General features: G+C 45.7%; 22 protein-coding genes and 1 riboswitch. Of the genes, 8 read left to right on the forward strand and 14 right to left on the reverse strand.

The features are described 5' to 3' along the window. Positions 1–5 precede the first annotated feature (5 nt). The 3 genes from ptsN to ORJ01_RS05480 are packed head-to-tail and all read left to right on the forward strand — an operon-like array spanning position 6 to position 1,598. Positions 6–479 carry a PTS IIA-like nitrogen regulatory protein PtsN gene (ptsN, locus tag ORJ01_RS05470; protein ID WP_226749948.1) on the forward strand — a complete coding sequence of 158 codons (474 nt, stop codon included), beginning with the start codon at positions 6–8 and terminating at the stop codon, positions 477–479. Then, positions 476–1,333 (forward strand): RNase adapter RapZ, encoded by an 858-nt coding sequence (gene rapZ / locus ORJ01_RS05475; protein WP_226749356.1) that lies wholly within the window; start codon positions 476–478, stop codon positions 1,331–1,333. Before ptsN ends, rapZ begins: the two co-directional genes overlap by 4 nt. Continuing rightward, positions 1,323–1,598, forward strand: coding sequence for an HPr family phosphocarrier protein (locus tag ORJ01_RS05480; RefSeq protein WP_226749355.1), 276 nt, complete (start codon positions 1,323–1,325; stop codon positions 1,596–1,598). Before rapZ ends, ORJ01_RS05480 begins: the two co-directional genes overlap by 11 nt. 35 nt (positions 1,599–1,633) lie before the next feature. Here ORJ01_RS05480 and ORJ01_RS05485 read toward each other — a convergent pair whose 3' ends face one another. From ORJ01_RS05485 to ORJ01_RS05510, 6 genes are read right to left on the reverse strand one after another with little or no spacing between them, the layout of a single operon-like run. After that, positions 1,634–2,017 (reverse strand): Na+/H+ antiporter subunit G, encoded by a 384-nt coding sequence (locus ORJ01_RS05485; protein ID WP_226749354.1) that lies wholly within the window; start codon positions 2,015–2,017, stop codon positions 1,634–1,636. 8 nt (positions 2,018–2,025) lie between these two features. Beyond that, positions 2,026–2,295, reverse strand: coding sequence for a K+/H+ antiporter subunit F (locus tag ORJ01_RS05490; protein WP_226749353.1), 270 nt, complete (start codon positions 2,293–2,295; stop codon positions 2,026–2,028). Further along, on the reverse strand, positions 2,289–2,825 hold the full coding sequence (locus ORJ01_RS05495; protein ID WP_226749352.1) for a Na+/H+ antiporter subunit E: 537 nt from the start codon (positions 2,823–2,825) through the stop codon (positions 2,289–2,291). The genes ORJ01_RS05490 and ORJ01_RS05495 overlap by 7 nt, the downstream gene beginning before the upstream one ends. Next, positions 2,822–4,345, reverse strand: coding sequence for a monovalent cation/H+ antiporter subunit D (locus tag ORJ01_RS05500; protein ID WP_306177212.1), 1,524 nt, complete (start codon positions 4,343–4,345; stop codon positions 2,822–2,824). The genes ORJ01_RS05495 and ORJ01_RS05500 overlap by 4 nt, the downstream gene beginning before the upstream one ends. Continuing rightward, a complete protein-coding gene (locus tag ORJ01_RS05505; RefSeq protein WP_226749350.1) occupies positions 4,342–4,698 on the reverse strand; it encodes a Na+/H+ antiporter subunit C in 357 nt (118 codons plus the stop codon). The genes ORJ01_RS05500 and ORJ01_RS05505 overlap by 4 nt, the downstream gene beginning before the upstream one ends. Then, positions 4,698–7,493, reverse strand: a complete 2,796-nt coding sequence (locus ORJ01_RS05510) for a monovalent cation/H+ antiporter subunit A (RefSeq protein WP_226749349.1) — start codon at positions 7,491–7,493, stop codon at positions 4,698–4,700. The genes ORJ01_RS05505 and ORJ01_RS05510 overlap by 1 nt, the downstream gene beginning before the upstream one ends. Positions 7,494–7,959: 466 nt before the next feature. Between ORJ01_RS05510 and ORJ01_RS05515 the strand changes: the two genes are divergently transcribed. Further along, complete coding sequence (locus tag ORJ01_RS05515) at positions 7,960–8,142, forward strand: helix-turn-helix domain-containing protein (protein ID WP_226749348.1); 183 nt, start codon at positions 7,960–7,962, stop codon at positions 8,140–8,142. Here the strand turns inward: ORJ01_RS05515 and ORJ01_RS05520 are convergent. The 8 genes from ORJ01_RS05520 to mgtE form a co-directional block, all read right to left on the reverse strand. Further along, positions 8,128–9,033: a phosphotransferase gene (locus tag ORJ01_RS05520; protein WP_306177213.1), complete on the reverse strand. Its 906-nt coding sequence runs from the start codon at positions 9,031–9,033 to the stop codon at positions 8,128–8,130. The two genes, ORJ01_RS05515 and ORJ01_RS05520, sit on opposite strands and share 15 nt — an antisense overlap. Beyond that, on the reverse strand, positions 8,976–9,614 hold the full coding sequence (gene pnuC, locus ORJ01_RS05525) for a nicotinamide riboside transporter PnuC (protein ID WP_306177214.1): 639 nt from the start codon (positions 9,612–9,614) through the stop codon (positions 8,976–8,978). Before pnuC ends, ORJ01_RS05520 begins: the two co-directional genes overlap by 58 nt. Then, complete coding sequence (locus tag ORJ01_RS05530) at positions 9,611–9,859, reverse strand: hypothetical protein (RefSeq protein ID WP_226749345.1); 249 nt, start codon at positions 9,857–9,859, stop codon at positions 9,611–9,613. Before ORJ01_RS05530 ends, pnuC begins: the two co-directional genes overlap by 4 nt. 10 nt (positions 9,860–9,869) lie before the next feature. Beyond that, a complete protein-coding gene (locus ORJ01_RS05535) occupies positions 9,870–11,948 on the reverse strand; it encodes a TonB-dependent receptor (protein ID WP_306177215.1) in 2,079 nt (692 codons plus the stop codon). A 110-nt stretch (positions 11,949–12,058) separates the two neighbouring features. Next, a riboswitch (TPP riboswitch) is annotated at positions 12,059–12,176 on the reverse strand. Between the two features lie 189 nt (positions 12,177–12,365). After that, a complete protein-coding gene (locus ORJ01_RS05540; protein WP_306177216.1) occupies positions 12,366–14,747 on the reverse strand; it encodes a bifunctional diguanylate cyclase/phosphodiesterase in 2,382 nt (793 codons plus the stop codon). After that, positions 14,748–15,917, reverse strand: coding sequence for a hypothetical protein (locus ORJ01_RS05545; protein WP_306177217.1), 1,170 nt, complete (start codon positions 15,915–15,917; stop codon positions 14,748–14,750). After that, positions 15,907–16,323, reverse strand: a complete 417-nt coding sequence (locus tag ORJ01_RS05550) for a hypothetical protein (protein WP_226749341.1) — start codon at positions 16,321–16,323, stop codon at positions 15,907–15,909. Before ORJ01_RS05550 ends, ORJ01_RS05545 begins: the two co-directional genes overlap by 11 nt. 137 nt (positions 16,324–16,460) lie before the next feature. Then, positions 16,461–17,804, reverse strand: coding sequence for a magnesium transporter (mgtE, locus tag ORJ01_RS05555; RefSeq protein WP_226749340.1), 1,344 nt, complete (start codon positions 17,802–17,804; stop codon positions 16,461–16,463). A gap of 272 nt (positions 17,805–18,076) precedes the next feature. Here mgtE and ORJ01_RS05560 point away from each other — a divergent pair, with 272 nt between their 5' ends. The 4 genes from ORJ01_RS05560 to ORJ01_RS05575 all read left to right on the forward strand — a co-directional run bounded on the left by ORJ01_RS05560 (position 18,077) and on the right by ORJ01_RS05575 (position 21,909). Beyond that, positions 18,077–18,886 carry a DUF432 domain-containing protein gene (locus ORJ01_RS05560; protein WP_306177218.1) on the forward strand — a complete coding sequence of 270 codons (810 nt, stop codon included), beginning with the start codon at positions 18,077–18,079 and terminating at the stop codon, positions 18,884–18,886. A gap of 10 nt (positions 18,887–18,896) precedes the next feature. Next, positions 18,897–19,772 carry a mechanosensitive ion channel family protein gene (locus tag ORJ01_RS05565; RefSeq protein WP_306177219.1) on the forward strand — a complete coding sequence of 292 codons (876 nt, stop codon included), beginning with the start codon at positions 18,897–18,899 and terminating at the stop codon, positions 19,770–19,772. A 92-nt stretch (positions 19,773–19,864) separates the two neighbouring features. Next, positions 19,865–21,496, forward strand: a complete 1,632-nt coding sequence (locus ORJ01_RS05570) for a BamA/TamA family outer membrane protein (protein WP_306177220.1) — start codon at positions 19,865–19,867, stop codon at positions 21,494–21,496. Positions 21,497–21,708: 212 nt separating this feature from the next. Continuing rightward, positions 21,709–21,909, forward strand: coding sequence for a S9 family peptidase (locus tag ORJ01_RS05575; RefSeq protein ID WP_306177221.1), 201 nt, complete (start codon positions 21,709–21,711; stop codon positions 21,907–21,909). The last annotated feature ends 87 nt before the right edge of the window (positions 21,910–21,996 follow it).

Genomic DNA, 21,996 nt, shown 5'->3' on the forward strand with positions numbered 1-21,996 from the left:
ACATTATTATGAATTTAAACGCAATGTTAGCGGAGAACTGCACGAAAAGTGCAGTTCTATTTAACAGTAAAAAACGTATCCTCGAATATATCGCCGAACTGGCTCACCAGCAGCTTCCCGAACTATCTGAATACACGATTCTTGAAGCCTTAATGACCCGTGAAAAACTCGGTTCAACCGGCATCGGTGGCGGTATCGCCATTCCTCACGGCAAACTTGACTGCGTAACTCAACCGATTTTGGTGTTTGTGGTCAGTAAAGACCCTATCGCGTTTGATGCGATAGATAACCAAGCCGTCGATATTTTTTGCGCTATTTTAATACCCACTGAGCAATGCCAAACGCACCTAAGTACGTTATCCGGTATTGCCAAATTGTTGAGTCAGAAAGACTTAACCAAAAAAATCCGCCATGTCGAGTCAGATGAACAACTGTATCAGCTACTACTCGACTATAGCCAAAAAACAGGTGAGTCATGAAACTACTCGTCGTCAGTGGTCGCTCAGGCTCTGGCAAATCGGTTGCTCTAAGAGTCATGGAAGATCTCGGCTATTACTGCGTCGACAATCTCCCGGTTAATCTATTACCGACTCTGGCAACTGCAGTAATGGGCCAATATGAACGCGTTGCCGTGAGTATTGATGTGCGTAACTTACCGAGCGATCCCGATGAGTTATCAGACATTTTGTCGTATCTGCCGCGCAAGCTGGAACTGACGATTTTATATTTGGATGCGGATCACACCACGCTAATTAAGCGCTTTAGCGAAACGCGTCGCTTGCATCCGCTATCCCATCAAGCGATGTCGCTCGATGAAGCCATTTCACGTGAACAACAGTTATTAGATCCTATCTCTAGCCGCGCCGATTTATATATCGATACCACTGAGCTGAATGTGCATCAACTGGCCGAGCAATTACGTGAGCGGATCTTAGGCCAAAAGACCGGCCGTTTAGTGATACTCTTTGAATCCTTTGGTTTTAAATATGGTATTCCAAAGGATGCCGATTTTGTGTTCGATGCGCGGTTTTTACCCAACCCACATTGGGAGCCGGATCTGAAACCGCTCACAGGTTTAGATCAGCCAGTTAAAGATTACCTCGCCTCACAAGACGTGGTTGCAAAATATACGTGGCAGATCAATACCTTTATCGCCAGCTGGTTACCTCATCTCGAACGTAACAATCGCAGCTACTTAACGATAGCGATTGGTTGCACAGGTGGCCAGCATCGTTCAGTGTATATCGCACAAAGCCTAGCCGAAACCTACCGCAGCCAACGCGAAGATGTACAAATTCGCCATCGGGAATTAGTCAGACATCATGGCCGATAAGTTAGCTGCAACAGTCACGATTATTAATGCCCTAGGCCTACACGCACGTGCCGCAACCAAGCTAGTGCAGTTAAGCCAGCAATTTGATGCCAAAGTAGAATTAGTGCAAGAAGATGGTAAAACAGCAGATGCCGGCAGCGTACTGGCCTTGCTGATGATGGCCAGTAGTAAAGGTAAAACCCTTACAGTGACCACCGAAGGCCCTGACGCTGCTGAAGCATTAGACGCGATTACTTTATTAATTAATACCGGTTTTGGCGAATAGCGTAAAGCTTGTGCTTTACGCTATTGCTAGGTTTTTTAGGGTAAATTCGACTTAATATGCGAACGACTGCTGTTTTGTAATTGCCCTCGCTTGAGTTCTTGCTCACCTGTAGTCCGCGCAATCGCCTCAGTCTGATGATGCAGGGCAGCTTTAATGAGCATATGTGCACTGATTGGCGCGGTGATCAATAAGAAGATAGTAATCAACAATTCATGCACGCTGATCTCACCGGGTGCCGCACTAAAAAACAACATCGAGCCTAACAAAATACCGCCCATACCCAAGGTGGTCGCCTTTGTTGGCCCATGTAAGCGCATAAAAAAATCGGGCATCCGCGTTAAACCAATCGAACCAATTAACACAAAGCTGCCACCGAGTAATAAAAAGAAGGCAATTACCCATTCCATCCAATTTTGCATATTCTCTCCTATTCGATGATATCGCCACGTAATAAAAACTTACACACGGCCACCGTGCTGACAAAACCTAACATGGCAATTAATAACGCGGCTTCAAAATACAATGAGGTGCCCATCAGCAGGCCATATAAGATGATCAGGGCAATGCTATTGATATACATGGTATCGAGCGCTAGGATGCGATCTGGCAAGCTTGGGCCACGTACTAAACGCCATAGGTTAAGTATCAAAGCCAAACTGATCATACCAAAGACTAAAAAGATAACATTCTCTAACATTGAAAGATCTCCTTTAGCGGGGCTTCATAGCGCGATTTGATTGAAGCAATCAGTTCTGCTTCATCTTCTAAATTCAGTACATGAATCAACAACCAACGCTGTTTTACTTCCTCACCTTCTGCCAGCATTTCTTTAGTGGGGTAAATGTCCGCACTTACCGTGCCTGGAGTCATCGACACGGTACTGGCTAAAATAGTGATGGGCAGTTCATGCTGTAAATCTAGCGGCACACGCACAAAAGCAGGTTTTAACCGTTTAGTCGGCCCTAAAATTAATATCGCGACCTGTGCATTTGCGGTAACAATATCCATCAAAACCATAAGAATATAACGTAGCGCCAAAATGGGGCGTTCAATCAACGGCTGAGGATCTCGGAACTTGGCACTGATCCAAGGGATTAATAACGCCAACACGAAACCAAAAAACAGATGCACTGGCGCGACACTTTGATTGAGGAGTAACCATACTAAAAACAACAACACGCTGCGATACGGTGTTGGCAACCAGCTGTAACGAGGTTGTAATCTCATTGAGCACCTCCAGACACGCTAGATTCAAGTAAAATCGTGGAAATCGTTTGTGACACGTCTTCAAGCTGCACCGCTGCCGCCACACTTAACTCGGTTAAAGGCCCGGCAAACACCACCAACATGGGGCTAGCTAACAGCAACAATGACACGGCAAAAACCTGCAGCGGTAAGGCTTTATCCCCGCCCGACTCTGAACCGGTAACGCGCCAAAACAAAATACTGCCAGCTCGTGATAAGCCAATTAACACCATCAGGCTACTCAGCAGCACCACTGACCATAACAGGACTTGCTGTAATGGCGTAACGGCCGATTGCAGGATCATCAGCTTTCCGATAAAGCCCGATAACGGCGGTAAGCCCGCTACCGTTACCGCAGCAGCAAAGAACAGGCTACCCAGCAATACCGGTTGAGCTACACGGCGCCCAGACACTAAGCGATCACCGGCTTTACCACGTTGATTAGCAATCATGTCGGCCAATAAAAATAAGGCACCGGTCACTAAGGTGGAATGTACGGTGTAATACAACACCGCAGCGGTAGCGGCCGTATTCTGCATAGCGACTAAACAGACTAAAGTGCCCACCGATACGATAACCAAATTGGCCACCACCTTGCGAAAATCCAAGCTGCCCATCACCCCAATGGCCCCCAGCACAATGGTTGCTAAGCCAAAGGGCCATAACCAATTCATGCCTAAACCGGCTAAAGGCCCAGCAGACTCACCAAAGATCGTGGTGTACACGCGGAGCAAGGCATAGACACCGATTTTTGTCATCACCGCAAATAATGCGGCTACTGGAGGCGACGCTGCAGCGTAGGTGTCGGGTAACCAAAATTGTAATGGCAAGATGGCTGCTTTTAGCGAGAAAACGATCAACAGCAATAAGCCACCGGCTTTGACTAACAACACATCTTCTGGTGGTAAGGTTGAGACTTTTAAAGCCATGTCGGCGATATTAAGGGTACCTAAAGCACCGTATAAAATCGCCAGAGAAAACAAGAATACCGCCGAACCGGTCAGGTTCAGCACCACATAATGCACGGCCGCTTTGGTTTTGTTTTTACCACCCGCGTGGATTAACAGGCCATAAGAGGCAATCAGCAACACTTCGAAAAACACGAACAGGTTAAATAAGTCGCCAGTTAAAAAGGCGCCATTGATCCCCATAATTTGAAAGTGAAACAGCGGATGAAAAAACGAACCTCGCACATCCTCGCCAGCCGCACCGTAACAAATCGCCGCCAGGGCTAAAAAGGTGGTTAAACAGACCATCACCACACTAAGTGTATCGGCAACAAGAATAATACCGAACGGCGGCTGCCAATCCCCTAAGGCATAAAAGGTTAAGCCATTTTGCTGAGTTTCCCACAGCAGAAAGCATGAAATGATCAGTTGAATTGCCGTAGCAATAATACTGACTAAGCGGCGCCGATTGGGTACATAGTGCACCGGCGGCAGCATAATAATAATGGCGGTTAAGATGGGTAATAAAATGGGAGCAATAATCAAATGACTCATGCGCCGTTCTCCTTACGACGACCGTCGCTATCAGGCAATTTACCATCGACATGGTCATTACCAAGATCTGAGCGCGCGCGAATGGCTAAAATAACTAAGAACGCCGTCATAGCAAAGCCAATAACAATAGCGGTGAGCACCAAGGCTTGAGGGAGCGGATCAGCATAGTTTTCAGACATCCCCAATACCGCAGCACCTTGTAAGTTAAGCCGACCGGATGAAAATAAAAATAAGTTCACGGCATAAGACAACATGGTTAACCCCATGGCTACCGGAAAGGTTCGGCCGCGTAACATGAGAAAGACGCCACAGGCAGTCAGAAAACCAATACAACAAGCTAACAAGGTTTCCACTAGATCGTCTCCTTATGCACCGGACGGTGCAAGGTCGTCATTTTACCTAAACTCGATAAAATCAGCAGTGTCGCGCCGACCACGGTTAGGTATACCCCTAAATCAAATGCAATTGCACTGGCCAGTTCTAACTCACCTAGGATAGGCAGATGGAAATAATCAAACCATGATGTTAAGAACGGTCGACCAAAAGCAAAGCTTGCCACACCCGTAACAAGGGCAATCAATAAACCGATTGCGATAACACGTTGATATTCAATATCCATCCGTGATTTTACCCAATCCACACCGTGAGCAATGTATTGTAGGATCAATGCCACTGAGGTAATTAAGCCTGCAATAAAGCCCCCACCGGGTAAGTTATGACCACGGAAGAAAATATACACCGACACCATTAATGCCAATGGCAGCAAACTTTGTGACACTGTCGCTAATAACAACGGATGGCGCTCGCGACTCCAAGGCCGTCCATCACCATCACTACTGGGTTTAAATAATGGAATACGTGTTAACAATTTGAAGATACCCAAGGCAGCAATACCCAATACGGCAATTTCACCGAAGGTATCAAAACCACGGAAATCCACTAAGATCACGTTAACCACGTTGGTACCGCCACCACCGGTTTTGGCATTCGCTAAGAAGAAATCAGAAATAGAGGTAAAGGGCCGCGTCATCACCGCATAAGCCCAACTGCCAATCACAATACCCACTAGACTCGCCAAGCTGATATCACGGATCACTCGAGAGGGTTCAGACTGACTCGGTGTTTTATGCGGCAAGAAAAATAAGGCTAACATCAACAAAATTACTGTAACAACTTCAACCGACAGCTGTGTTAGCGCGAGATCGGGTGCGGAGAAACGGGTAAAAGCAATCGATACCATCAGCCCCACGACCGAAATCATCAACAGCGCCACCACGCGTTTACGATGCCAAATCACTGTGGCCAAAGCACTGATCAGCAGTAATGCGGCACCCGTGGCGTTTACCGCATCAATCGGTAACTCTTCACGACCACCGGAAAGTACCGACACATCCAACAACGGCAGGCCAGCCAGTATGACTACTGCTGACAATAAAAACACCATGTAACGCTGTAAAGAGCCATTATCGAGCCATTCATAAAAATACCGGCAATAACGATTAACGGTTTTAATGGCCAATTCAAAACTGTTCAGTGCATCTAAACCTGGCAAGCTATTTTGAAAATCAAATAAGCGTTTCCGATAACTGTAGATCAGTAAACCGCCGCTAATCGCTACCACACTCATAAACAATGGCAAATTGACACCGTGCCACAGCGCTAGGCTATAGGCAGGCACTTCTCCGCCTAACACTGCGCCCGCTGCAGATTGCAATAAGGCCCCCACTGCCCAAACCGGAAACAGGCCAATAACAATACACAGCACTACTAAAATTTCGACCGGCAAACGCATAAGATGCGGCGGTTCATGCGGTGTTTTTGTTAAGCCCCGTGGCTCACCATTGAAAAATACATCGTGAATTAATCTTAACGAGTAGGCAACAGAGAATACCGCAGCAATCGTTGCTAACAATGGAATAAGCCAAGACAGTGCCCCGAGTAAATGCTGATCCAGTGTTTCGGCTAAGAACATTTCCTTAGATAAGAAACCATTCAGTAACGGAATACCGGCCATCGACGCAGCCGCTATCATCACTAAAGTACCGGTAATCGGCATGTAGGCCCACAAACCATTAAGTTTTCGCATATCACGCGAGCCGGTTTCATGGTCAATAATGCCCGCCGCCATAAACAAAGAGGCTTTGAAGGTAGCATGGTTAATGATATGAAAAATCGCGACCACCGCCGCTAACTCTGTTCCCATACCCAATAATAGAGTAATTAAGCCTAAGTGGCTGATGGTGGAATAAGCTAATAAGCCTTTTAAATCATGTTTAAATAACGCCAAATACGCGCCAACTAACAAGGTGGCTAAACCTGTTAAACTGACCAGGATAATCCACAAGTCAGAACCGGCTAACGCCGGATAAAACCGCGCCATTAAGAAAATACCGGCTTTTACCATAGTGGCAGAGTGTAAGTAGGCACTCACTGGCGTAGGAGCTGCCATGGCATTGGGTAACCAGAAATGAAATGGGAATTGCGCTGATTTGGTAAAACAGCCCAATAGAAACAACACTAATAAAATAGGATACCAGCTGTGTGCTAGCAAAATGTCAGCACTGGCTAAAATCACATCGAGATCATAGCTGCCAACAATACGGCCAATTAATAACAGCGCCGCTAATAAACAAAGACCACCGGCACCTGTGATGGTTAGCGCCATCCTGGCGCCGCGCCGCGCTTCCGATTTATGCCACCAAAAGCTAATCAGCAAAAAGGAGCTGATACTGGTGAGCTCCCAAAACAACCAAAGCTGTAGCACATTGTTGGATAACACAATGCCCAGCATCGCGGTCATAAAGAACATCAAAAAAGTGTAGAAACGCGGCATCGAATCAGCTGCAGAGAGATAAAAACGCGCATAGAGGATAATCAGCAAGCCAATACCTAAGATCAGCAGGCTAAATAAATAGGCTAAGCCATCGAGTCGCAAAGCAACATCCAGGCCCAGTACCGGCACCCAAGCCAATGAAAAACGCAGTGTTTCACCGGCGAAGACCGCCGAGGTTTGGCTTAACAACAAAATAAAAGCCAAAGCCGGAGGTAACGCCGTTAACAACGCACAGGCACTACGCGACCATTTTGCTGTCAGCATGGGTAAGCTAATACCACACAGCGGTAACAGTAGGATCCATAACAAAGTCATAAGGTTTTTGCTTCCTCGTTAACGTTCACAGACCTGACACTCCTCACTGCTGCATTCATTAGACCATTGAAATACTGCTGATGTTAATCAGCCATTTATCACGTGTAATACGTTTGGCAGATGACTTGCTCGAGCAACAGAGGTAGGCAGAAAAACAAATTGTCAGGAAAACTGCGAATATTTATACCTGCATCACATCAAAATGTCTATTAAAGTCGGTTGCAAATGCCGTCTAATCCTTATAAATACAGGGGTTATAGCGTTTTTGCTGCTAGGTAACATCAACTTAAACGGCCTTTTGAACAGGCCTATTTTAGACACAATAGCCCTAGTTGGAATAACTTGTAACGGTTAACAATCGTTTGTGGCAAATTATTTCATAGCAATATTTGCTATTTCTGACTATATTTTGATTAATTGCGGCAGCAAATACATGTAGCCGCTCCTGTTTGAATAAGAGATCAGCATGGCCATAATGACTGTTAACGAGGTTGCCCAATTTTTAGATATTACCCCTATTCGGGTAGAACGCTTAGCCAGAGAACATCTATTGGTACCCTGTGATAAGGCGAATGACGGCAAACCGTTGTTTGCCGAAGAGGATGTGCAACGCTATAAAGTGTTAGCAGAACGTTTAGGTGGACTTTAACGCCAACAACTGCGCGAGCTTATTTTGCCAATGAAGTGCGGCGTCCTGATCGGGGCTAGCTTGATACCATAACCAACAAAAACCGCTGTATAACCGCTTAGCTAGGTGTAAACGTTCGGCTAAGCTGTGTCGACAATCGCGCGCCGTTTGGCTATGGCTAAAATGCCTCGCGCTAATATACGCATGCAGCAATTGCGTTTCTTCAGCCTGGTTTAACTGATAGTTCAAGCAAATCGCCGCTAAATCAAAGCTACTGTCGGTTAACTGCGCATATTCAAAATCTAATAACCAAATCTGCTGTTTCGCCCAGAGCACGTTGCCCTGATGCAAGTCCATATGGCATAACACCCGATCAAACGGCAAGCTTTGCATCTGCTCAGCACTGTGTAGTAAGGCGGCAAATAACGTGGCTGCCGGCTCTAAACTGGCTAACTGGCTATTATCCATAAGCTGACGTAAGTACTGACCCACCTGCAAAACAGGGGTTTGTATGGTTAATGAGTGCAATTTAGCCACGACTACAGCTAACTGTGTTAAACGCTCGGTGTTTAGCGCTAAAGGTATGCCGTCGCTAATGTAATCGCTGATCAGTAATTGCTGATGATTGTTTAAAGCTAAAGGTGCCGGTGCAAGACCTATTGCGGCGGCGGCATGCTGACAACGTAATTCTTGCTGTCGGCAGACGCCTAGCGTATCTAGCGGGTAACGGCGTAATACATATTCGCCGCGCTCAGTTTTGATGTAATAATTAAGATTACTTTCACCTGAAGCCAGTGGCCGCACGATTAAAGGCGGATGGCCACTGAAGAACTCAAGATGTTCGCAAAAACGGCTTATAGCCGCGCTGGATCCAACGTCGATGTTTGCTGCAGTTGATAATGACTGCGCCATGCAAAATACCCAACTAAGGCAATGATGGTATACAGCATAAACAAGGCTGTTAGAAAATAAAGGTGTTTTTGCGCATAAACATAAATTGATACCGCATCTATCACCACCCAATATAACCAATTAGACACTAATTTCTGCGCCACTAACCACGTTGCTACCAAGCTAAATGCGGTTGTTTGTGCATCTAACCAAGCAAAATCAGCGTGAGTGTAATGCTCCATAAAATAGCCTAAAACCAAGCCTGCGATTGCCGTACCGCTAACCAGAATAAGGTGCCATTGCCAGGGACGCTCAAACACCGGCGCCTGACCTTTGCCATGTTGCTGTTGGTATTGCTGCCAGCGGCGCCAACCATATAACGCCATACCGGCGTAATACAATTGCAACAACGCATCCGACAACAAGGCAGAATCCCACATCACATGGCTAAACAACAAGGTGCTGAGTAAGGCGGCAGGCCAACACCACAGGCTTTGTTTTAACGCTAAAAACACATAAGCCAGTGCCAATAATGTCGCAATCAGTTCAATACTGTGCAGTAATTGCCAATCACTAATCACCTTACTCAGCAGTTCATTCATGGCCGTAAATCACCTGGAATAAATTTACAAACAAACACCAACTTACCATAAGTTTGCATCGACCATTTCATGCATTTCTGCAAGGCCTGCATCACCGTATCGTAATCGCCAAAAATTTGGGTACTCATGGTATTGGTGATGATGTGCAAATCGGCTTGATCGGCTAACAAATCGATAAAGGCTTGGATCGGCGCTTTATAATCGTTTGCTAACGGATATTTACTGATTTCAACTGATAGTTTCATTATGCTTTCCTTAAAAACTGTAACTGGCGGTTACACCAAAACGACGTGGCTCAGCAAATTGTTCATAAACCTTAGGAGCATATTCGTCACGGGGATCATTGCCAAAGTAAAAACCTCTGACACCGGTTTCCTCTTCAAAGGCATTACGCAACCATGCCGCGATTTGCCACTGTGCTACCTGATAATTCAAGCGTAAATTAACTTGTTCGCTGGCGGCAGCTTTTGCATTATGACCGTCAGAATAATAGAAACTGCTGCGCCCTTGCACTCCGGCTTGCAGTGACCATTGCTCGTTTAAAAACCAATCCGCACCGATACTGAAGTTCACTCGCGGGGCATGTGCTTGGTCACGGCCCGTTAAATCTAAGCCACCATCGGTGACATACTGGCCCAGTTTAGAACGTAAATAACCGACATTAACGAACAACTGCAACGTCGCATGCGCTTGGTAACGGTTTTCCATTTCAATACCGTAGTTACGACCACTGGCGGCATTATCAATAAAGCCCGCAAACTCAGGGCCTAAATCAGGGTTAATCCAACCTTTTACCTGCATATCGTTACGCCACATATAAAATGCCGCAACTCGAGTCAGTAAACGCTGATCTAAACTGCTCCCTTTGACACCCAACTCCGCATTAACCACGGTTTCAGGTGCAAAACTGGCTTTCGTCGCTAACAGGGCGAAATCGCCGTCATCGGCTTTGGCTAAGGCTTCACCGTTGATACCACCTACTTTATAACCACGCGACACTAAACCATAAATCATCGCTTGCGAGTTGACTTGATAATTTAAACTGATCTTGGCTCCCCACATGGTGGCATCTGGCGTTAGGCTGATACCAGCAACATCTTGATAATCATCGCTATATTGCTCAACGCGCCCGCCTAAGACCAGGCTAAGCTGCTCAGTTAGCGCCGAAGTGGTCTCTGCATAAACAGACAGATTATTTCGCTGTAATTGACTGTCAAATAAGCGCATTTCGCTTTCTGCGCGACGAATGCGATTTAATGTCAAATCACGACTGCTAGCATACACGCCTAATACCCAGTCGGTATTATTCCAGAGTTGTGCGGCGGGTTTAGAAACTAAACGATAATCTAAAGACGATTGCTCACGTGAACGTAAATAGCGATCTTGGTAAGAATATTCCCACGGATGAATACCGCGATAACTCCAGTCTTCATCAAAGCCGTAATCAGATTGCGCATTTAAATAGCTAATTTGCCCTTGTAGATCGACAGCCGCAAACTCTTGATAAGCAAAGGTGAGTGCCAAAGCCTTACTACGCAGATTATCTTCACCCGGCTCATCTGATAAGGTGACACGATTTTGATCAAGTGAAAACGCATCGTAGCCATTTTGCTGGTCAATCAGATGGGCAATCAAGCCCAGTTGCAGGTGCTCAGAAGGTAACCAACTTAATTTAAAGCGCCCCGTAAATTCATCAATGTTGTTGGTGTCGTCGCGCTGTAAAAAAGCATTCTCAATAAAACCATCAGACAGCGCTTGGTCCAGCGTTAGGCTAAAGGCAACTTGCTCACTTAAAGGAGCACTGTAATAACCCGATAACTGCTGGCTATTATAATTTGCCACAGTGGCGCTGAGTTGCCCTTCTGGGCTAAATACGGGGTTTTTACTGGTGAAATTCAACATACCCGCCAGCGCATTAGTACCAAAGCGCGTAGCCTCAGGCCCACGGAATACTTCTAACTGTTCCGGATGGGCGACACTGCTGATGCCCAAACCCGCATAGTCAATGCCATCAATAAGGATACCGACCGAAGGGTTAACCACATCGATAAATTCACTGCGCTCGCCAATACCCCGAATTTGAATAAAACGTCCACGCGAGGCACCGGCGGCAAAGTTCACGTTAGCAAATTGTTTTAACACGTCATCAAGATGCTGTGCCGATTGGCGCTGCATCTCTTGCTCAGACAAAATGACAACACTACCCGCCAGTTGTTGGATGTTTTGCTGACGAAAGTCGCCTTGCACGGTCACGCGCTCAATTTGTTGCTCAGAAGCATGCAGGTTAAATGCAGACAATAAGGCGATAGAAAAAACAGAATAACGAAAAAACATAGGTGATCGGCTCCGGTAAACAACACGTTGAGGATCACACTGTTCAGATTTAACGGTATTACGGCTAACACAACTTGCTAAGCAAGTGATAAATAGCGAAACACGTTCTGATGGGGAGTTAGCACCATCCCTCCGCCGGTATGATCCGGATCAGGTTCTAAGGGTTTGCCTTAAGGCATCTCAGCGCATTCAAACCGAAGTTTGAAGGTTGCACCCCTTGGTTGCTTGCGTAGTTTATGTGGTTTTAAAGAAAAAAACAACGCGCCTAAGCGATATTTGTCAACGACGTGTTTAGGTTATGTGACAGGTTTACCAGCACAGGGCATCATCACTTTCCAAGTTTTATGCTGCTTACGCTTACTGACAATCGCGGTTTAAAGCTGCTTTGACTATCTAACCGTGTTGGCAAACGGCTACTTAGCGCCACTGGCCATTATCATGCAAATTCGCCTGTAACTGTTCAATTAACCTATCTGACGGGATCGGTCTTGAAAATAAGTAGCCTTGGCCAATATCACACTGATGCTGTGTTAAGGTTTTGCATTGCGCCTGGGTTTCAACACCTTCGGCGACAACTTCCAAACCTAATTTGCGTACCATGGCGATAGTCGAAGTAATAATATCGAAATCGGCTTGATTATCTAACATACCAAACACAAAACTTTTATCAATTTTTATGGTATCAACGGGCATCTGCCTTAAGTAACTTAACGATGAATAACCGGTGCCAAAGTCGTCAATCGCTAAGCGGAAACCACGACTTTTTAAGCGCTGCATACTCTTGATCGTTTCATTGATGTTGTTGGCCAGCATACTTTCTGTCAGTTCTAATTCGAATAGCGCAGCTGACAGTTGATGTTGCTGCAATAACCCATCGAGAAACGTTGGCAATTTAGCATCGTTAAGTTGTGCCGCGGAGAGGTTAATAGCCAAAGTCGCGTCCTTAAAACCCGCCGCTTGCAGTTGCACCATAATACGGAAACTTTGCTCGATCACCCAATAACCTACGGGGATCATTAGATGCGCAAGCTCTAATACTGCGATAAATTCGTCAGGCGATACCATACCGCGCGCAGGGCTATGCCAACGCAATAATGCTTCTAAGCCTTGTAGTCTGCGATTAGCCAAGTTAATTTTGGGTTGCAAATGCAGCGTAAACTGTTGCTGAGCTAACGCCAGCTTTAAATCGCTTTCTAATGCTAAACGATTTTGGAAATCATCAAACATTTGCTGACTGTAAAAGTGCAAACTATTACCGCCCTTCCCTTTAGCCTGATACATGGCTAAATCAGCTTGCCGCACTAAATCATCAGGTTTCAGCTGAGCATTACGCGTACTGCTGATACCAATACTGATATTTAATTGATACTCTTCATCGCCCAGTAACATGGGCTGACGAAACGCTGCAATTAACCGATTGGCCAAAGCCGTTAAGGCATCGATATCAGCCACTTCTGTCACCACAATAAATTCATCACCACCAAAACGGCAGATAATATCGGTTTTATCTAGCGATGCCCGCAGCCGATTACTCGCTTCAATCAGTAACTGATCGCCTTGCTCGTGGCCACGAATATCATTAACTCGTTTAAATTGGTCCATGTCTAAAAACAGTAACCCTAATAAGGCACTGCTCTCGGTTAGCGCGGCGATACTTTTCTTTAGTTGATATTGCAACATATTACGATTAGCTAAACCGGTTAGCCGATCGTACATCGCCATATTTTCTAGCTCTCGGGTCTGGGTATTGATGTTGTCTTGCAGTTGCTCTAATTTACGGCTTAACGTTTGACCGGCATCATAGAGTTGATCGACTTCGTCACTCATGGCACCGGCAGATTTAGGTAAAGCATCGCGAAAAGCCCGATATTTATTTTCCGCTAACATCGGTAGCGCATTACAGATCAGCAACAAGCGACTGGTTAAGCGCCGCGTCAACATGTTAGTGAGCAAAGCAAATAACACAAAGCAAAGCGTAGCCAAGGCAATCAATTGCCATTTAAAAGCATTATTTGCCGCTTGGTAAGAGCTAATGTTCTCTAGCAATAAAATCGCAAAATGCTGCTGCTGTTGTTGAACCAAGGGGATGTGGTAAACAAAGTAGGGTATCTCAGCTAAGCTGAACTGGGCGCCATTACTGTTTTGCCAGCTGGCTAACGCCAGCTGTTCTAATGCAGGCAAATTACCTGTGGCAGATAAAATAGTCGTGGCTGCCGCATCTAAACGCACAATCGCTACTTCACTTTGCAAGGCTTGCCCCAAAGCAATAACCACATCTGCCAGCGTTTGACTTGAAACCAGTACGGCTATATTACCGTTTTGATCGGATACCGGTAGGCTCACCACATTACTACAATGCGTCGCACAGTAAATCCGTGATTGCGGCCGCTGCTCCTGCTGCGTTTGCGTTACCATGCTGGCTAATTCAGTCGGGAAGATACTGCTAGCAAAGGCCGCTTGCGGGCTATCCTCGGTAAACACCCAAAGCGCTTCAATATTCAAATAAAGGCTAAGCACGTCATAGCGTTGCTGCAATGCTTGAGTAAACACGGAGAAACCTGATTGCTGTTGCAGGCCGGTCAGCTCGGCAAAGCTTTCAAACCAAGATTGTTGCTGATTTTGCAGCAGCAATTGATATTGGGTAAAGTGCTGCTCAACTTGCTGCCGCTTTAACGTTTGCTGCTCGGTGAAGCTGTCACCTAAACGCTGCAAGGATAAGCTGGTCACCAACACGATTAGCACCAGCATCAGTGCCAGTGTTAACAGTAAAATCTTCGTTGGTAGGCTAAAAAATCGCATTTAAAACCAGTACATCAGTTGTAACGCCCATACCTGCCAATAGCGATGTTGATTTCGCTCTAGATCAGGGACCAAACTGGGTGATAAACGACCGGTGCCGTCCACCCAGTGATGTTCAGCTTGCAACCGAAAGCGACTGCCTAGCTCATAGCTGGCACCCAACATTAGGCTATGTTGATAACCAAAATAGGATGGTATACCGAGTTGCCCTAACTGACTGCCTCGTTTATCGTTTTTGTTTAGCGCCAACATATCAACACTGATTAATGCCGTAAGTTTAGGATCAAAGCGATAGCGCCCTAGTAAATAGCCGCCAATACCGATTTGAGCGCGTTCAAAACCTGGCGCATAAAAACCGTCAATGGTCATGCGTTCTTGAAATAATTCCGATGAAAGATCCCATTTTTCGGCTTGATAACGCCAGTTTAAAATAACTCTTTGAACGGTAACGTCACCGTCTGCAAAAAAATCAAAGTTGGCCTGCTTATAAGAGAACTGTGAATCAAGAAGTGAGATACCATAACTGGCTTGGCTACCAATGCCCTGCCAAAACATACTGGCTTGATGCACATATTTTTGTTCTGAACTGCCTTGTATATCTGGGCTTAACAAAGTTCGGGCTTGCTCAGTGGTAATCTTGGTAGAACCAATACTCCAATTATATTCCAACTCACCATGGCCTAATTGTTTATAGCCTTTAAGCGCCAAACCATCACTCGCCACAGCAATATCACGAAACGCATCGTAATAAACCGACTGCGGTAAAATAATACTGGGCCGTGTAAAGGGCACATCACGGGTACTGGAAAAAAGCCAATGCTGGTTCTTATAGCGGCCAAGAAACACATTAAGTTGATGATCAAAATTATCTATCGCACTAAAGTCTAAAAATAAATAATCTAAACGAGCGCCTTCTGGGTAGCGATTACCACCATTTAAGTACACTACTTGCCCCGATAATTTTAAGCGTGGATACAAATCTAACTTTGCATTGAGTCCCAGCTCGGTGAGCGCCAGCGACACATCACCCTCATTATTAATCGCATTACTCTTTGCGGCTTGGGCAATACCTTGCGCAACAAAACCATGAATCTCTAAAGGCTCTGCCTGTGCCACCGCGCCAGCGAAGCACAGCGGCATGAACCAGTAAAATCGGTTGTTATTTTTCATTAATCGTCACCACTCTCAGATTGGATGAAAGGGTATCTGTGGGAAGATAACCGATGGCACCTGGTGTTGTTTCTAGCAATAAGAGCAGTTCTGCTGCGGAATCCACTTGCATTGGAAAACTGCCAATGCCGGAATAGCGTTGCCGAGACCAAATTGCATCTAATTGATAAGGAAACATTTTTAATTTATCGCGGCTAAACCGCTGATGATGTGGATGGTCAGATTGCAAGACAAAAACCTGAATAGCTTGTCCATCTGTCCAGCGAGTCTGACGCATGGTAAAGATGGCTCGTAATTGCGCAGTGCTCAGCGTTGTCTCGCTCACCGATGAATGCACAACAACTTCTACGGCTTGCACAGAGCAAGCAAGTAGCAGTAAGCAACATAGTGAACGTAAAAAAGTCATTAGATACCTGTAAACCAGCTGTCGGGAAACCGATACTTTGTTCCGTCGGTATATTACCGACATATATACAGATAAAATATTGAAATTAAAGCGTTTGCGCAATAGTACATTTGGGTTGTTACAGCGCAAAAAAATATTTATAAGCCCAGATACCAGGTGGCGATCGAGAAATAAACCACCACACCCGTAACATCTGCAATAGAAGTAATTAGCGGTCCACTGGCTGTTGCTGGATCTAAATTAAATCGGCTTAACAAAAACGGAAGTGACAAACCAATCAAGCTACCGGCCATCACCACCAGCATCATGGTACAAGACACGACTATCGCGATATCGGCACCCCCACGCCAAAGCCCTAAACCCAGGACAGCGGCAGACATGGTTAGCCCCAGCAGCCCGGCAACCAAGCATTCTTTACCGAGTAAATAGCCCCAATCGCGCAATTTGATTTCACCTGTGGCTAGCGCTCGCACCATCAATGTGCCGGCTTGCGCGCCAGCATTACCGCTACTGGCAATCAATAACGGCAAGAAAAACAACAAGGCGATATAGCGGGCGATCGTTTCTTCAAAATAAGCGATACCGGCACCAGAAAAAATATTACCAAACACCAATACCACCAGCCAGAATACCCGTTTTCTGTAAAGTAAACCGATACCAGCATTTTTCACGTTTCCGTCTAATTTGCCGATGGTGGCTGTTTTGTGAAAGTCCTCCGTGGCCTCTTCTGCGGCGACGTCCATCGCATCATCGTAAGTCACAATACCGACCATCTGATGCTCGCTATTGACGATAGGCAGTGCTAATAAATCGTACTTAGCAATCAAACTGGCTATCTCTTCTTGCGGCAGTTCAACACTGGCAAAAATCGGATCCGTATTCATCAAATCATCAACCCGCATACTCACGGGTGCCAAAATCAAATCGCGTAAACTTACCACGCCAATGAGTTTTCTGGCTTCATCAACCACATAAGAAGAGTAAATGGTTTCTTTATCGGGTGCTTCTAATCGCAGCACTTCAATGGCTTCACGTACCGTCAATTCAGGTGGTAACAAAGCATAATCTGAGGTCATAATGGCGCCAGCAGAACCCTCTTCATGCGCAGATAAACGTAACAAATCTTCACGTTCGGCTTGAGCTAAGGCTGGTAATAAGGTGTCACGTTGCTCGTCAGATAATTGATTAAATAAATCGGCACGCTCGTCCGAAGACATTTGCCTGATAATCGGCGAAAGTTTGCGCCGACTCACGCTGATAGCTAAACTAACCTGCACTTCAGCAGGCAAATAACCAAACACCTCAGCTTGTTCTGCACGGGGCAGTACAGTTAATAAACTCCAAAGTTCCGTGGCAGAAAATTCAGTTAGGGCTGCAGCATAATCAGCTGGATGCACATCTTCGAGTTGTTCACGTAACAACGGCAGCGTATCGTGTTGCAACGCATTACGCAGAGTTTTGATAAGAACGGGTAAATCCATAACAGCCTCTTATCAGCAGCACGTTTTTTCAGAGACTGCTGGGCAGTATGCTGAATCATGCAGGGTAAATGGAGTGTCGATACTAAGCAATTTGAGCTAATTTAGCTAAGTGCCAATGAAATGGCCAAATGCCACACGAATGATTAAGACATTGCCAATAAAACAATTAATAATGCTATTTTATGAACTAAGTTAGCTTAACTCAACCTGAGCGTAGAAAGTTTTACAGTAGCAACGTTTTTTAAACCGAGCCACTGAAAAGGAAGATATTGATGAGTCACTCTGCAGCAAACGCTACTGCGCCACAATGGTGGCAACCACAAACAATGGCGTTAGATGAATGCTGGCATTTTACGATCGGCCCGGTTACCTTATATTTCAAACGCTGTTTGCAAGAATGGGTATTTGGTTTTGAGCGCAGTACGCAGCCAGAACAAGCTTATCGCGTACTTAGCCAATCTGCGGCCTGCTTACCGGAAGCCCTCAACATGCAGCGTTTTATGTTTCGCCATAGTCCCGGTCAATTTAAATTAACGCCGCATTTGCTCGAGCGCGCCGTAGTGATCAAAACGCATCAGCCGGTAAACATTCCCGCAGGCGAACAAAGCGTATTCTATATTAGCTCACCGGTCAGTATCGAAATTAGCCTGCAAGAGCCTAGCGTAGTGCTCATGGAATTACCGTTACAACGTTTATCCGATACGTGGTTTGGTGACTCTACCCAGCAAGGCGAGTTATGTTTTGCTGACAAAACACATGCCAGGCATAGCCTCGATGATATACCCACACGGCCGCACCGTGCCGTGACCGCAGTGACAATCGAAAACCGCTCTGATCGTATGCTGACCATTGACAAGTTAAGTATTCCACTGCCATTTCTCGCCTTGTATGGTCATCGTGATGGCAGCTTGTGGACCGATCCGCTGTTGTTACAACACGAGAGTGTCGGACAACTTACTCGCTTTAAAATTGGCAAAACCTTGCCGCTGGGTTTAACCAGTGCAGACTTGCTCGCCCCACCACGCCAGCATCATGATAAAAACAGCCTAGTGCGCGCCTTTACCGGTATTTTCAGTCAATAAGGAGTCACGCATGTTGGAAACGTTAATACAGTTTTTTCAATCTGAAACCGTGGTGAATGGCCTACAGGCTTTACTGCTTATCGTGGTAGGTTTGTTGTTAGCTCGCTACGCCTCGCAAGCGGCAGAAAAGCTTATTAGCCATAATTTCTCTCGACATCATGCCGCGCTGTTTCGTCGCGTACTTTATTGGTTAGTGCTCGCCTTGTTTGCCGCCTCAGCACTGCATCAACTAGGGTTTTCATTAGGAGTACTGCTGGGCGCAGCTGGCGTATTATCGGTTGCTATTGGCTTTGCCTCACAAACTTCCGCTTCTAATTTAATTAGCGGCTTATTTTTAATCGGCGAACAACCCTTTCAAATTGGCGACACCATTAAAGTGGGAGCCACTGTGGGTGAAGTGCTGTCTATTGATTTACTCTCGGTTAAATTACGCACCTTCGATAACCTATTTGTACGGATCCCCAATGAAAGCCTGATTAAATCTGAAGTGATTAATATGACACGCTTTCCTATTCGGCGCTTCGATTTACTACTGGGCGTGGCTTATAAAGAAAACATGGCGCAAGTTCGAAAAATACTGTTTGAGGTCGCCGACAAAAACCCGCTAAGTTTAGATGAACCTGCACCCACGTTTTTGTTTGTGGGCTTTGGTGATTCGGCACTGAATATCCAGTTTTCGGTTTGGAGTACGACACCTAATTTTCGAGAGCTACGTAATAGCCTGCAAGAAGAAATTAAGCTGGCTTTCGATGCCAATGGTATTGAAATTCCGTTTCCACATCGAACGCTTTACACGGGAAGTGAAACCGCGCCTTTTCCGGTGCGGATCGTTCCCGAGCAAACAACAACTCCGCCCAACAATCCTGAGGATCACCGTAAAAACTAATGAACTTCAGCAATGCGTGTTGGCATTTTTGGCAAAAACACGCATAGTTAAGTAGAGTTATTTCATTCCATTAGGCTACAAGGAGTCAACGCATGTGGCGTAGTTTATGCCTGTTGTCATTGCCGTTTTACAGCTTTACCTTGCTAGCCAATTGCAGCGATGAGTTTGATCTAGAACGCCTAGCTGAAAAAAAGCCGCAGATTAGCGCTATTCATTTCGAACAAAATAACGTGTTTGATTTGACCGAGCCTGGGGTGTTTTGGCTTCATCGCTTTGCAAATGCCAGCCATCGTATCAGCCTTGAAGGTACTATTCGTGATGATTTGCTGTTTAATGATCACGCACCGTTAAACTTGGCCGATCTGGCTGAAACCGAGCGGCTCTTAAGAAGCCGACGCTATATCCGCGATGCTCGCGTATCCGTTAGTCGCTATTGCCCCACTGAAAATACTGTTGAGGTACTGGTCCGAACTTGGGACACCTGGTCCTTGTTACCTAAAATTGATTTTTCTAGTGAAGGGGGTGAAACCGAGTACTCACTGGGCATTGCTGAGGATAACCTGCTCGGTTATGGCAATCAAATTCACTTAGATTATACTAAAGACAGCGAACGTCGTGGCTACTTAGTTAGCTTTGGCAGCCCCAACATTTTTGGTACGCACTGGAACACCTTTTTAAGTTACGCCAATAATTCTGATGGCGAAAATTATCGTTTTAATGTGCAGCGGCCTTTTTATCGCTTAGATTCACAGTGGTCTCTTAACTTCGATTTGCTTAAAAATAAAGAACTCGTTACCGATTACCAATTAGATGAGCGGGTTAATGAGTACAATCGCACTCGGCAACAATTCGAAAGCTCTGTTGGCTTTAAACTGGTTGAACGCGGTCGCAGCATTCAGCGCTTTATTGTTGGTATGACCTTAGAAGATGTCGCCTTTTATGATACCGAGGGTACGGTATTAACGTTACCTGACGAGCGTAATCTTTCAGCGATATGGCTGGAGTATCAAATTTTAGAAGATGACTTTTATAAGCTTTACAATATCAATCAATTTAACCGCGTTGAAGATATTAATGCCGGCTGGCAATTACAACTGCGCCTTGGCTATTTACAATCATGGTTAGGCGCCGACAATTCTGGCTTGCAGCTCACTGCGCATGCAGAAAAAGCGTGGCAACTGCAAGAGCATACTTGGTTATTTGGTCAGTTAAATTATCGCCGCTTAAATTGGCAAGATCAGACACAGCAACTGCTGCATTTCTCTTGGCAATTAAACCATCAACTGAATGAATACAATAGCGTCGTCGCCAGTATCTCTGCAGAACGTGGCAGCAATTTATTTGCCGATGAACGCCTATATCTAGGCGGTGATACCGGATTGCGCGCTTTCCCACTGTATTATCAAAGCGGCGATAAACGGGTGATCGCCACAGCAGAATACCGGCGTTACACCGATTGGAATCTATGGCGGATCTTTGATGTCGGTTTTGCCGCCTTTACCGATATAGGCCGCAGCTGGGGCGATTCCGAACAATTTAAAGACTTAATGGCCCAACCCGATATCGATGACAAAGTTTTGTTCGGTGTCGGTTTCGGTGTTCGCTTACTCTCTAGCCATTCTAGCCGTGGCACTATGGTGCATTTAGATCTCACCCGCCCATTTAGTGATAACCCAGATATTAACAACTGGCAGTGGCGTGCTACCGCAAAACGGCGTTTTTAAGATCGCATATACCTTTTTGTAAACTTATTGCGTCGCTTTGCACTTTATGATCATCATTGCCATCGGCTTGTCGCCATGCAAAGTGCTTTTGACTATTTAGCGGTGTAACTTGTCGCCGAATGTTTTTTAGACTAGTTTTGAGTGACCCCGCGAGTGGTCAATGAGGGGTAAACAACTCGATAAAAACCTTAACAAGCATCCCGCCTTAGTGGGTGTTGTTTCAGGAGTCCCTGTATGCTGAGCTGGGCGATCCGGCCGTTGATGGTAAAAGACTGTGGCGCATCTTACCGGTTTTTCATGGTAATAAAGTCAAAAAACCGGTATTAGTAGTGCAAGGCACAAATGATCCGCGGGTATTGCAAGTTAAAAGCGATGAAATGGTCGCCGCAATTCGCAAAAATGGGGGCCAGTAGAGTATGTGCTGTTTCCTGATGCAGGGCATGATTTGTTGAAAAAAGCTAACCGGATCACCGCACAAAACGCGTATTTGAATTTTTTAA

This window comes from Alishewanella sp. SMS8 (assembly GCF_030737935.1).
Classification (GTDB): Bacteria; Pseudomonadota; Gammaproteobacteria; order Enterobacterales; family Alteromonadaceae; genus Alishewanella; species Alishewanella maricola.